This is a genomic window from Streptomyces sp. 3214.6, assembly GCF_900129855.1.
Classification (GTDB): domain Bacteria; phylum Actinomycetota; class Actinomycetes; order Streptomycetales; family Streptomycetaceae; genus Streptomyces; species Streptomyces soliscabiei.
Window position 1 is genome coordinate 7522140 of the sequence record NZ_LT670819.1, and the last position, 12905, is coordinate 7535044.

Annotated in this window: 11 protein-coding genes and 1 pseudogene; 8 read left to right on the forward strand and 4 right to left on the reverse strand. The window is 70.3% G+C overall.

Annotated features, from left to right (window positions below; genetic code table 11):
* Positions 1-43: 43 nt before the first annotated feature.
* The 8 genes and pseudogenes from gap (at position 44) to B5557_RS34040 (ending at position 8231) form a co-directional block, all read left to right on the forward strand.
* Positions 44-1054: a type I glyceraldehyde-3-phosphate dehydrogenase gene (gap, locus tag B5557_RS34005; protein WP_079663060.1), complete on the forward strand. Its 1011-nt coding sequence runs from the start codon at positions 44-46 to the stop codon at positions 1052-1054.
* Between the two features lie 110 nt (positions 1055-1164).
* Complete coding sequence (locus B5557_RS34010; RefSeq protein WP_079663061.1) at positions 1165-2376, forward strand: phosphoglycerate kinase; 1212 nt, start codon at positions 1165-1167, stop codon at positions 2374-2376.
* Positions 2377-2382: 6 nt separating this feature from the next.
* Positions 2383-3159: a triose-phosphate isomerase gene (gene tpiA, locus B5557_RS34015; RefSeq protein ID WP_079663062.1), complete on the forward strand. Its 777-nt coding sequence runs from the start codon at positions 2383-2385 to the stop codon at positions 3157-3159.
* 143 nt (positions 3160-3302) lie between these two features.
* Entirely contained in the window at positions 3303-3533 is a 231-nt protein-coding gene (gene secG, locus B5557_RS34020; RefSeq protein WP_099937594.1) for a preprotein translocase subunit SecG, read from the forward strand.
* Positions 3534-3744: 211 nt separating this feature from the next.
* Positions 3745-4080 carry an RNA polymerase-binding protein RbpA gene (locus B5557_RS34025; protein ID WP_078615979.1) on the forward strand — a complete coding sequence of 112 codons (336 nt, stop codon included), beginning with the start codon at positions 3745-3747 and terminating at the stop codon, positions 4078-4080.
* A 218-nt stretch (positions 4081-4298) separates the two neighbouring features.
* Positions 4299-5506, forward strand: a pseudogene (locus B5557_RS34030) (MFS transporter).
* Between the two features lie 73 nt (positions 5507-5579).
* Positions 5580-7232: a glucose-6-phosphate isomerase gene (pgi, locus tag B5557_RS34035; RefSeq protein ID WP_079663064.1), complete on the forward strand. Its 1653-nt coding sequence runs from the start codon at positions 5580-5582 to the stop codon at positions 7230-7232.
* Positions 7233-7352: 120 nt separating this feature from the next.
* Positions 7353-8231, forward strand: coding sequence for a hypothetical protein (locus tag B5557_RS34040; protein WP_099937595.1), 879 nt, complete (start codon positions 7353-7355; stop codon positions 8229-8231).
* Positions 8232-8261: 30 nt separating this feature from the next.
* Here B5557_RS34040 and pgl read toward each other — a convergent pair whose 3' ends face one another.
* Genes pgl through tal form a run of 4 tightly spaced genes read right to left on the reverse strand, consistent with a single transcriptional unit; the run spans position 8262 to position 12901 of the window.
* Positions 8262-9044, reverse strand: a complete 783-nt coding sequence (gene pgl, locus B5557_RS34045; RefSeq protein WP_079663066.1) for a 6-phosphogluconolactonase — start codon at positions 9042-9044, stop codon at positions 8262-8264.
* A complete protein-coding gene (gene opcA / locus B5557_RS34050; protein ID WP_079663067.1) occupies positions 9041-10243 on the reverse strand; it encodes a glucose-6-phosphate dehydrogenase assembly protein OpcA in 1203 nt (400 codons plus the stop codon). Before opcA ends, pgl begins: the two co-directional genes overlap by 4 nt.
* A complete protein-coding gene (zwf, locus tag B5557_RS34055) occupies positions 10240-11778 on the reverse strand; it encodes a glucose-6-phosphate dehydrogenase (protein WP_079663068.1) in 1539 nt (512 codons plus the stop codon). Before zwf ends, opcA begins: the two co-directional genes overlap by 4 nt.
* 4 nt (positions 11779-11782) lie before the next feature.
* Positions 11783-12901, reverse strand: coding sequence for a transaldolase (tal, locus tag B5557_RS34060; RefSeq protein WP_079663069.1), 1119 nt, complete (start codon positions 12899-12901; stop codon positions 11783-11785).
* Positions 12902-12905: the final 4 nt, after the last annotated feature.

The window sequence follows — 12905 nt, forward strand, 5'->3', positions numbered from 1 at the left end:
CGCCGGCACCGCATGGCCGGCGTACCAACGAGGAGATCGGTTCGTGACGATCCGCGTAGGCATCAACGGCTTTGGCCGCATCGGTCGTAACTACTTCCGCGCGCTGCTGGAGCAGGGTGCTGACATCGAGATCGTGGCTGTCAACGACCTGGGTGACACCGCGACAACCGCACACCTCCTGAAGTACGACACCATCCTGGGCCGCCTCAAGGCCGAGGTGTCGCACACGGCCGACACGATCACGGTCGACGGCCACACCATCAAGGTGCTCTCCGAGCGCAACCCCGCCGACATCCCGTGGGGCGAGCTCGGCGTCGACATCGTCATCGAGTCGACCGGCATCTTCACCAAGAAGGCCGACGCCGAGAAGCACATCGCGGGCGGCGCCAAGAAGGTCCTCATCTCGGCTCCGGCCAAGGACGAGGACATCACCATCGTGATGGGCGTCAACCAGGACAAGTACGACGCGGCCAACCACCACGTCATCTCCAACGCCTCCTGCACCACCAACTGTGTGGCGCCGATGGCCAAGGTCCTCGACGAGAACTTCGGCATCGTCAAGGGCCTGATGACGACGGTCCACGCGTACACCAATGACCAGCGCATCCTGGACTTCCCGCACTCGGACCTGCGCCGCGCCCGCGCCGCCGCCGAGAACATCATCCCGACCACCACGGGCGCCGCGAAGGCCACCGCGCTGGTCCTCCCGCAGCTCAAGGGCAAGCTCGACGGCATCGCGATGCGCGTCCCGGTCCCCACCGGCTCGGCGACCGACCTGGTCGTGACGCTGCAGCGCGAGGTCACCAAGGACGAGGTCAACGCCGCGTTCAAGAAGGCCGCCGACGACGGCGACCTCAAGGGCTACCTGTCCTACACCGAGGACCCGATCGTCTCCTCGGACATCGTCGGCGACCCGGCCTCCTGCACCTTCGACTCCTCCCTGACCATGGTCCAGGAGGGCAACTCGGTGAAGATCCTCGGCTGGTACGACAACGAGTGGGGCTACTCCAACCGCCTCGTCGACCTGACGGTCTTCGTCGGCGGCCAGCTCTGATCGACAGATCAGGCACCTCGATGTGAGTGCAGGGCTCGGGCGGCGCAGGGACGCGCCGCCCGAGCCCTGCGTCACGTACCGACAGCCCTCTCACGCCAGGAGCCCCCGTAATGAAGACGATCGACGAACTTCTCGCCGAAGGCGTCGCAGGCAAGCGGGTCTTCGTCCGCGCCGACCTCAATGTGCCGCTCGACGGCACGACCATCACCGACGACGGCCGGATCCGCGCCGTGCTGCCCACCGTCAAGGCCCTCGCGGAGGCGGGCGCCAAGGTCGTCGTCGCCTCGCACCTGGGCCGGCCCAAGGGCGCGCCGGACCCGGCCTTCTCCCTCGCTCCCGCCGCCGCCCGGCTGGGCGAGCTCCTCGGCTCCGCCGTGGCCTTCGCGACCGACACGGTCGGCGAGTCCGCGCAGTCGACGGTCGCCGGCCTGGGCGACGGCCAGGTCGCCGTCGTCGAGAACCTGCGGTTCAACGCCGGCGAGACCGCCAAGGACGACGCCGAGCGCGGCGCCTTCGCCGACCGGCTCGCCGCCCTGGCGGACGTCTACGTCGGCGACGGCTTCGGCGCGGTGCACCGCAAGCACGCGTCCGTCTACGACCTCCCGGCACGGCTGCCGCACGCCGCCGGCTTCCTGATCGCCACCGAGGTCGGCGTCCTGAAGAAGCTCACCGAGGACGTCAAGCGGCCCTACGTCGTCGCGCTCGGCGGCGCCAAGGTCTCCGACAAGCTCGCCGTCATCGACCAGCTGCTCGGCAAGGCCGACCGCATCCTCATCGGCGGCGGCATGGCCTACACCTTCCTCAAGGCCCAGGGCCACGAGGTCGGCATCTCCCTCCTCCAGGAGGACCAGGTCCCCGCGGTGCAGGAGTACATCGAGCGCGCGCAGAAGACCGGCGTCGAGCTGGTCCTGCCGGTCGACGTCCTCGTCGCCCCCGAGTTCCCGGACCTGAAGACGAAGGCCCCCGCGAACCCCACCACCGTCGCCGCGGACGCGATCCCCGCCGACCAGGAGGGTCTGGACATCGGTCCCGAGACCCGCAAGCTGTACGCCTCGAAGCTCGCCGACGCCGCCACCGTCTTCTGGAACGGGCCCATGGGCGTCTTCGAGCACCCCGACTACGCCGAGGGCACCAAGGCGGTCGCCCAGGCCCTCATCGACTCCCCGGCGTTCACGGTCGTCGGCGGCGGCGACTCCGCCGCGGCCGTCCGCCTCCTGGGCTTCGACGAGAACGCATTCGGCCACATCTCGACCGGCGGCGGCGCCTCCCTCGAATACCTCGAGGGCAAGACGCTCCCCGGCCTCGCCGCACTGGAGGACTGACCCCGCATGACCACTCGCACGCCGCTGATGGCGGGCAACTGGAAGATGAACCTCAACCACCTCGAGGCCATCGCCCACGTCCAGAAGCTCGCCTTCGCCCTCGCCGACAAGGACTACGACGCCGTCGAGGTCGCCGTCCTGCCGCCCTTCACCGACCTGCGCTCCGTGCAGACCCTGGTGGACGGCGACAAACTCAAGATCAAGTACGGTGCCCAGGACATCTCGGCGCACGACTCCGGCGCCTACACCGGCGAGATCTCCGGCCCCATGCTCGCCAAGCTGAAGTGCACGTTCGTGGCCATCGGCCACTCCGAGCGCCGCCAGTACCACAACGAGACCGACGAGCTCGTGAACGCCAAGGTCAAGGCCGCCTACAAGCACGGCCTCACCCCGATCCTGTGCGTGGGCGAGGAGCTGGAGGTCCGCGAGGCCGGCAACCACGTCTCGCACACCCTCGCCCAGGTCGAGGGCGGTCTGAAGGACCTCCCGGCCGAGCAGGCCGAGTCCGTCGTGATCGCCTACGAGCCCGTGTGGGCCATCGGCACCGGCAAGGTCTGCGGCGCCGAGGACGCGCAGGAGGTCTGCGCCGCCATCCGCGCCAAGATCGCCGAGCTCTACACCCAGGAGTTGGCCGACCGGGTCCGCATCCAGTACGGCGGCTCCGTGAAGTCCGGCAACGTCGCCGAGATCATGGCGCAGGCCGACATCGACGGCGCGCTGATCGGCGGCGCCTCGCTGGACGTCGACGAGTTCGTCAAGATCGTGCGCTTCCGCGACCAGTGATCCCACGGTGATCCGACGGTGATCCGAGCTGTGAGTATGCGGTAGCGGCGATCCGTCGTACTCTTGCGGGGGCATGGCGAATGACGCTGTGCCCCCGCTGTTCATCCGAGTCGTTATCCGAATCCGAGGAAGTTGGTCCAGCCGTGGTTTTGGGGTTCTCGATCGCCCTGATCGTCTTCAGCCTGCTGCTGATGCTGCTGGTGCTGATGCACAAGGGGAAGGGCGGCGGCCTCTCCGACATGTTCGGTGGCGGCATGCAGTCCTCCGTCGGCGGCTCCTCGGTCGCCGAGCGCAACCTCGACCGCATCACCGTCGTCATCGGTTTCCTGTGGTTCGCCTGCATCATCGTCCTCGGCATCGTGATGAAGAGCTGATCAGTCTCTCGCAGGTACGCACATTCCGGTACGTAAGGCCCCATGTTCGGTACGCGCAGCTGAGCGCGGCCTATCATGGGGCTTGCGTCTAGGTGTGGGAGCTGTAACTCCAATCACTGGACGCGCGTTGGGCCTTACGTAGACTGAGGCGCTCGCAGCGAAGCGAAACGCCGACTCGCTTTGCGGCACCATCACGCAGGGAGTTACGACCGTGGCAAGTGGCAACGCGATCCGAGGAAGCCGGGTCGGGGCGGGGCCGATGGGCGAGGCCGAGCGGGGCGAGTCCGCGCCGCGTCTGCGCATCTCCTTCTGGTGCTCCAACGGACACGAGACGGTGCCCAGCTTCGCCAGCGACGCGCAGGTTCCCGAGACCTGGGACTGCCCGCGCTGCGGCTTTCCCGCCGGACAGGACCGGGACAACCCCCCGGACCCACCCCGCACCGAGCCCTACAAGACGCACCTCGCCTACGTGCGGGAGCGGCGCAGCGACGCGGACGGCGAAGCGATCCTCGCCGAGGCGCTCGCCAAACTGCGGGGCGAGATCTAGAAGTTGACGAGACCGGCCGGGTGCCCACAGGCGCCTGGCCGGAGTTGTTTCGCGGGCCCGACGGGGTCCGCGTGCGGACCGATTGTCAGTGGTGCCCTCTACGGTTTTCGTAGCGGTTCTCGTGTGTGCGGTGAACCGGCGAACCATGAGGGGGACGTGTGGCGACGGTCGGTGTGGTGGGCGGTCGCGCGCCCGCGTGGCGTGGGGGGTTCGGGCGGCTGTGGAGCGCTGCCGTGATTTCGCGCTTCGGGGACGCGCTGCGGACGACCGCGCTGCCCTGCTCGCCGTGCAGCTCACGGACGAGCCGCTGGTCATCGCCTCCGTGACCGCCTGCGCCTACCTCCCCTGGCTGCTGTTCGGGCTGCTCGGCGGGGCCGTCGCCGACCGGGTGGACCAGCGGCGCGCGATGTGGGCCGTGGACACCGTGCGCGGCCTGCTCGTCGCCGCCTTCGCCCTCGCCGTGGGACTCGGCCACGCCTCCATCCCTCTGCTGCTCGCCCTCGCCTTCCTGCTGACCACCCTTCAGACGCTCTTCGACAACGCCTCCACGGCCCTGCTGCCCTCCCTGGTGGACCCCGAGGCCCTCGGAGCGGCCAACGCCCGCCTGATGACCGGCCAGCAGCTCGCGGGCGGCCTGCCGGCGGGCCCGTTCGTGCCGCTGCTGCTCGGCGTGGGCGCCTGTATGCCGTTCGCTGCCGACGCGGGCACGTATCTGCTGGCCGCCGCCCTGGTGGCCTCCCTGCGGATACGGCCGGCCGAGCGGGAGCCACGCCCCGCCGGCAGCACCCTGCGCGCGGAGATCGGCGAAGGCCTGCGCCACCTGTGGGGCGACCGCGTCCTGCGGCCGATCTGCCTGGCCACCCTGCTGTGCAACATCGGCATGGGCGCACTGATCGCCACCCTGGTCCTGCATGTGACGCGCTGGCTGCACGCCGGCGACACCGGATTCGCCGCCGCGATGACGGTCTACGCGCTCGGCAGCCTCGTCGGCGGTCTCCTCGCCCAGCGCCTCGCGCGCCGCGTCGGCAGGGCCCGCGCCCTGCTGCTCGGCGGAACCGTCCAGACGGCCTCGCTGCTGCTCATGGGCACTGTGCGGCACCTCGGCGCCCTGCTCGCGGGCATGCTGTTGCTCGGCCTCATGAACATGGTGTGGAACGTCAACCAGGTCACGCTGATGCAGCAGCGCAGCCCGGCGCCCATGCTGGGCCGCATCGCCTCAGCCTTCCGCACGGCCTCCACCTCCGGCGCCCCCGTGGGCGCCCTGCTCGGCGGAGCGGCGGCCCGGGCCTTCGGCCTCAACGCGCCCGCACTGCTGGCGGCCCTGCTCTTCGCACTCGCCGTCGCCGCGTTGATACCGGCGGGCAAGGCGGACGTACCTGTTGTTGCCCCGCGAGGCGGTGGCACGTCCGCTCACGTCACCTCCTGATCAACTAGGTTGGGAGCGGCGGGGCAAGCCGTGCGAGGCAGCACGGACAGGTGAGGAAGGGCTGAAGTCCGACATGAACGCAGACGGCCGTACGAGGCTCAACCAGACGCCCGAGTGGACCGCTCTGGCCAAACACCGCGAGGAACTCGGCGAGGTGCGGCTGCGGGAGCTGTTCGCCGCCGACCCCGAGCGCGGCGCCGGATACACCGTGCAGGTCGGGGACCTGCACATCGACTACTCCAAGCACCTCGTCACCGACGAGACGCTGCGGCTGTTGCGTGAGCTGGCCGCCGCCGGCGACGTGTTCGGCCTCAGGGACGCCATGTTCCGCGGCGAGAAGATCAACACCACCGAGGACCGCGCAGTGCTGCACACCGCGCTGCGCGCCCCGCGCGACGCGGTGATCGAGGTCGACGGGGAGAACGTCGTCCCGGCGGTGCACGCCGTCCTGGACAAGATGGCCGACTTCGCCGGACGCGTCCGCTCCGGGGCCTGGACCGGCCATACCGGCCGGCGCATCAAGAACGTGATCAACATCGGCATCGGCGGCTCCGACCTGGGGCCGGCCATGGCCTACGAGGTGCTGCGCAGCTACACCGACCGCGACCTCACGGTCCGCTTCGTTTCGAACGTGGACGGCGCCGACCTGCACGAGGCCACCCGCGACCTGGACCCGGCCGAGACGCTGTTCATCATCGCGTCCAAGACGTTCACCACCATCGAGACGATCACCAACGCGACCTCGGCCCGCACCTGGCTGCTGGACGCGCTCGGTGGGGGAGAGTCGGCCGTCGCCAAGCACTTCGTCGCGCTGTCGACGAACGCCGAGAAGGTCGCCGGCTTCGGCATCGACACGGCCAACATGTTCGAGTTCTGGGACTGGGTCGGCGGCCGCTACTCCTTCGACTCGGCGATCGGCCTGTCGCTGATGATCGCCATCGGGCCCGACCACTTCCGCGAGATGCTCGACGGCTTCCACCTCGTCGACGAGCACTTCCGCACCGCGCCCGCCGAGTCCAACGTGCCGCTGCTGCTCGGCCTGCTGGGCATCTGGTACGGCAACTTCCACGACGCCCAGTCGCACGCGGTACTGCCCTACAGCCACTACCTGTCCAAGTTCGCCGCCTACCTCCAGCAGTTGGACATGGAGTCCAACGGCAAGTACGTCGGGCGTGACGGCAAGGAGGTGGACTGGCAGACCGGCCCGATCGTCTGGGGCACGCCGGGCACCAACGGGCAGCACGCCTACTACCAGTTGATCCACCAGGGCACGAAGCTCATCCCGGCCGACTTCATCGGCTTCGCCGAGCCGGTCGCCGAGCTGAGCGACGGACTCAAGGCCCAGCACGACCTGCTGATGGCGAACTTCTTCGCGCAGACGCAGGCGCTGGCCTTCGGCAAGACGCCCGAGGAGGTGCGCGCGGAGGGCGTCCCCGAGGAGCTGGTGGCCCACAAGACGTTCAAGGGCGACCACCCCACGACCACGATCCTCGCCCGTGGGCTGACCCCCTCGGTCCTCGGTCAGCTCGTCGCGCTGTACGAGCACAAGGTGTTCGTGCAGGGCGCGGTGTGGAACATCGACTCCTTCGACCAGTGGGGCGTGGAGCTCGGCAAGGTCCTCGCCAAGCGCGTCGAGCCGGCGTTGACGGAAGGCGCGGACGTACCGGGTCTCGACGGGTCGACGACCGCGCTCGTCGCCAAGTACCGGGAACTGCGCGGCCGTTAGGCGAGGTGGGAAGGGACGGGAAGCGGGCGGCGGGAGCCGGTCCGCTTCCCGTAGGATCCGCGAGGATCACGCAGTGACGACTCGGGGGAGTGGAAGTTGGCCGGCACGCGCGGGAACTGGATGAGCGACAGACTGTCGATGCGGTCGGTCCTGCAGCCGAAACAGGTGGCGCAGGCGCTGTACCACCCGGCGTGGATCCCGCCGTCGGTCGATCCGTCCGTGGACCGGCTCAAGAAGGCACGCATCATCGCCGGAGCCGTCGCCGCTTTCGGCGTGTACACCTTCGTACAGCGCAAGTTCGCCTTCGAGGAAGTGCTGGAGAACATGCTGACGGCGTCCGTCGTCGTGCTCCTCATCACGCCGCTGACGGTCGGCGTGATGCTCTTCGTGTGGCGACGCACCGGGACGATCCGCCAGATGCGGGTGCCGCTCGTCAACTCGCTCAAGCTGCTGCTGTTCTTCATCGGCTCGGTCGTCGGGTTGGTGTTCCTGTGGCAGGGGACGATGGCGCTCGGCGGCTTCTGGCTGGTGCCGCTCGGCTTCACGGCGCTCTGGCTGACCGGCATGGTGATCTACGGAGCGGTGCAGGTCTCCGGGAACTTCTTCGGCACGGCCGCCGTGCACCGGTCCCTGCCGCCGCTGCTCGCCACGGTGACGACCTGGCTGATGGCGGTCCCCGACCTCGTCACGGGCGATCTGCACGGGCTGAGCCTCACCATGGGCATCGTTTTCATCCTGGGCGCGCCGCTGACCGTGACGGGCATCGCGCTGCTGGAGACCAGTCGGCTCAAGCGCCGCTACGGCATCCGGCTCTCCGCCCACCCGGCCACCCTGCCCCCGACGCAGGCCGCGGCGCCGCCCCGGTTCCCGCCGCAGGGAAACCCGTACGGCCACCCCTACGGCCATCCCTACGGGGCGCCGTACGCCCCGCCGCCGCAGAACCCGTACGGCGGCGGCCCCTACCAGCCCTACAACGGACAGAACCCGTACGGCCGTTGACCGTACGGGTTCCATGGAGAGCTGTCCGGGTCAGGGAGACGCCGGCGGGTACAGCGACCTCGGGAGCCGGGAGGCCGCCGCGGTGTCCAGGAGCCACAGGGTGCGGGCGCGGCCCTGGGCACCGGCCGCCGGTGCCTGGATCTCGCCCGCGCCGGACAGGGCGATCGCCGCTGCCTGCGCCTTGTCCTCGCCGGCCGCGAGCAGCCACACCTCACGGGCCGCCCGGATCGCCGGGAGGGTGAGGGTGACCCGGGTCGGCGGCGGTTTGGGCGCACCGCGCACCCCGACCACCGTGCGCTCGGTCTCCCGCACGGCCGGCAGCTCCGGGAAGAGCGAGGCCACATGGGTGTCCGGGCCGACGCCCAGCATCAGGACGTCGAAGGTGGGCACGGCGCCGTGGTTCTCGGGGCCGGCCGCGCGGGCCAGCTCCTGGGCGTAGGCGTCCGCGGCCGCCTCGACGTCGGCGCCGTAGGGACCGTCGGACGCGGGCATGGCGTGCACGCGCTCGGGGTCGACGGGGACGGAGTCCAGCAGGGCCTCACGGGCCTGCGTGACGTTGCGCTCCGGGTCGCCCTCGGGGAGGAAGCGTTCGTCGCCCCACCACAGGTCGAGCCGGGCCCAGTCGACGGCGTCGCGGGCGGGCGCGGCGGCCAGCGCGGCGAGCAGGCCATTGCCGTTGCGGCCGCCCGTGAGGACCACGGACGCGTGACCCCGGGAGGCCTGCGCGTCCACGATCTTCGTGATGAGGCGGGCCGCGGCGGCCTGCGCCATCAGCTCCTTGTCGTGGTGCACGACCAGCTGGGGGGTGCTCACGGCGAGTCCGCTTTCCTGACCGGGGGCATCTGCGCCGGAGTGGGCCGCTCGCCCTCGCCCTGGTTCTGGCCCTGGTTCTGGCCCTGGTTCTGGCCCTGTGCCTCACCCTTGCCTTCGCCCTGGCCCGCCGGGGCGAGGGACGGCCGATCCGGCGCGGACGAGCGGCCCGCGGCGGCCACGGCCGTCGCGGCCGCCGGGTCCGGCACCGCACGGACCGGGAGGGACGGCACGGGCTGCGAGGCTGCCGCCTCGACCCGCTCCGCCGCCGACTGGATCCCGCCCAGCCGGTCCACGCCGAACCGCAGCGCGGACGCGTACGTGTCGTCCGGGTCGAGCCTGCGCAGCTCCTCCGCGAGCAGCTCGGACGTCTCACGGCGCTTGAGCGCCACCGCGCGGTCCGGCTGGCCCGGCAGCGCCAGCGTGGCCATCGCGCCGTCCGAGCGGTGCAGCGTGATGGGGCCGCCGGTCGTCTCCATCCGTACCTGGGTCAGCCCGGGACCTGCGGAGATCGCGCGCCGGACGTGTACATGGAGGCGGTCGGCGAGCCACATGGCGAGCAGTTCGACGCTCGGGTTGGACTCCTCGCCCGCCACCTCGGCGGACACGATCTCGGCGCTGACCTGGTCGAGGGCGGCGGCCAGCATCGAGCGCCACGGGGTGATCCGGGCCCACGCCAGGTCGGTGTCGCCCGGCTCGTAGCTGTCGGCGCGGGCCCGCAGCTCGCCCACGGGCTTCTCCGCCGCGTAGCTGTCGGTGACCCGGCGCTGGCCCAGGGCGCCCAGCGGGTCGCCCGCCGGATCGCGCGGGGCGTCCACCGACCACCAGACCACCACCGGCGCGTCCGGCAGCAGCAGCGGCAGGACGACCGACTGGGCGTGGTCGGCGACCTCGCCGTACAGCCGCAGAACGACCGTCTCACCGGTGCCCGCGTCCGCACCCACCCGTACCTCGGCGTCGAGGCGGGACTTGGTGCGGCCCCGGGGGGAGCGCGAGACCCGCTTGATGACCACGAGCGTGCGCGAGGGGTGCTCGTGCGACGCGTCGTTCGCGGCCTTCAGGGCGTCGTAGGCGTTCTCCTCGTCCGTCACGACGACGAGGGTGAGCACCATGCCGACGGCGGGCGTGCCGATGGCGCGGCGGCCCTGCACCAACGCCTTGTTGATCTTGCTGGCCGTGGTGTCCGTGAGGTCTATCTTCATGGCCGGCGCCAGCTCCGTCCGTCTCGCTCGAGCATCTCGTCGGCCTCGACGGGCCCCCACGTGCCCGACGGGTACTGCGCGGGCCTGCCGTTCCTGTCCCAGTACTGCTCGATCGGGTCGAGGATCTTCCAGGACAGCTCCACCTCTTCCGTGCGGGGGAAGAGGTTGGAGTCGCCCAGCAGCACGTCGAGGATGAGCCGCTCGTACGCCTCGGGGCTGGACTCCGTGAAGGACTCGCCGTAGGCGAAGTCCATCGACACGTCCCGGATCTCCATGGAGGTGCCGGGGACCTTGGAGCCGAAGCGGACGGTGATGCCCTCGTCGGGCTGGACGCGGATGACGATCGCGTTCGCGCCGAGCTCCTCGGTGGCCGTGGAGTCGAACGGGGAGTGCGGGGCCCGCTGGAAGACCACCGCGATCTCGGTGACCCGGCGGCCGAGGCGCTTGCCCGTGCGCAGGTAGAAGGGGACGCCCGCCCAGCGGCGGTTGTCGACCTCCACCTTGATGGCGGCGTAGGTGTCGGTCTTCGACTTGGGGTCGATGCCGTCCTCTTCGAGGTAGCCGACGGCCTTCTCGCCGCCCTGCCAGCCGGCCGCGTACTGGCCGCGCACGGTGTCGCGGCCCAGGTCCTTCGGCAGCCGTACGGCCCCGAGCACCTTGGTCTTCTCGGCGGCCAGCGCGTCCGCGTCGAAGGAGGAGGGCTCCTCCATCGCGGTCAGCGCCATCAGCTGGAGCAGGTGGTTCTGGATGACGTCACGGGCGGCGCCGATGCCGTCGTAGTAGCCGGCCCGGCCGCCGATGCCGATGTCCTCGGCCATCGTGATCTGCACATGGTCCACGAAGGACCGGTTCCAGATCGGCTCGAACATCGTGTTCGCGAAACGCAGCGCCAGGATGTTCTGGACGGTCTCCTTGCCCAGGTAGTGGTCGATGCGGAAGACCTGGTCCGGGGCGAAGACCTCGTGGACGACCTGGTTGAGCTCCACGGCCGAGGCGAGGTCGTGGCCGAAGGGCTTCTCGATGACCGCGCGCCGCCAGGAGCCGCCCTTCTGGTCCGCCAGCCCGTGCTTCTTCAGCTGCTGGATGACCACGGGGAAGGACCGCGGCGGCACGGACAGGTAGAAGGCGAAGTTGCCGCCCGTGCCCTGCGCCTTGTCGAGCTCCTCGATCGTCGAGCGCAGCCGCTCGAACGCGTCGTCGTCGTCGAAGGTGCCCTGAACGAAGCGCATGCCCTGGACGAGCTGCTGCCAGACCTCCTCGCGGAAGGGCGTGCGGGCGTGCTCCTTGACGGCGTCGTGGACCTCCTGCGCGAAGTCCTCGTGCGCCCACTCGCGGCGGGCGAACCCGACCAGGGAGAAGCCCGGCGGCAGCAGACCCCGGTTGGCGAGGTCGTACACGGCGGGCATGAGCTTCTTCCGGGACAAATCGCCCGTGACGCCGAAGATGACCAGGCCCGACGGCCCCGCGATACGCGGGAGCCGTCGGTCTGCGGGATCACGGAGCGGATTCGCTCCGGAACCGGAATGAGGCGACAAGATTTCAGCCCTCCGAGGGGGCGAGGCGTTCCAGCTCCGCCTCGGTCGACTTGAGCAGGTCGTTCCAGGACGCCTCGAACTTCTCGACGCCCTCGTCCTCCAGCAGCTGCACCACGTCGGCGTAGGAGATCCCGAGCTTCTCGACGGCGTCGAGCTCGGCGCGGGCCTGCTCATAGGTGCCGGCGACCGCGTTGCCGGTGATCTGCCCGTGGTCCTCGGTGGCGAACAGGGTCGCCTCCGGCATGGTGTTGACCGTGTTCGGCGCGACCAGGTCGTCGACGTACAGGGTGTCCTTGTACGCGGGGTCCTTCACGCCGGTGGAGGCCCACAGCGGACGCTGCTTGTTCGCGCCCGCCTTCTCCAGCGCGCTCCAGCGCTCGCCAGCGAAGACCTCCTCGTACGCCTGGTAGGCCAAGCGGGCGTTGGCGACGCCGGCCTTGCCGCGGGCGGCCTTGGCCTCGTCGGTGCCGAGCGCGTCGAGCCGCTTGTCGATCTCGGTGTCCACGCGGGACACGAAGAAGGACGCCACGGAGTGGATCAGGGACAGGTCCAGGCCCTTGGCCTGCGCCTTCTCCAGGCCCGCCAGGTAGGCGTCCATGACCTCGCGGTAGCGCTCGAGGGAGAAGATCAGCGTGACGTTGACGCTGATGCCGTTGCCGATGACCTCGGTGATCGCCGGCAGGCCCGCCCGGGTGGCCGGGATCTTGATCAGCGTGTTGGGCCGGTCCACCAGCCAGGCCAGCTGCTTGGCCTCGGCGACCGTCGGCTTGGTGTGGTGCGCCAGGCGCGGGTCGACCTCGATGGACACCCGGCCGTCCTGGCCGCCGGTGGCGTCGAAGACCGGGCGCAGGATGTCGGCGGCGTCGCGGACGTCCGCCGTCGTGATCATGCGGATGGCCTCTTCGACGGTGACCTTGCGGGCGGCGAGGTCGGAGAGCTGCTGCTCGTAACCGTCGCCGCTGCTGATCGCCTTCTGGAAGATCGACGGGTTGGTGGTGACGCCCACGACGTGCTGCTGGTCGATCAGTTCCGCGAGGTTGCCGGACGTGATCCGCTTGCGCGACAGGTCGTCCAGCCAGATCGCGACGCCCTCCTCGGAGAGGCGCTTGAGTGCGTCTGTCATGGAA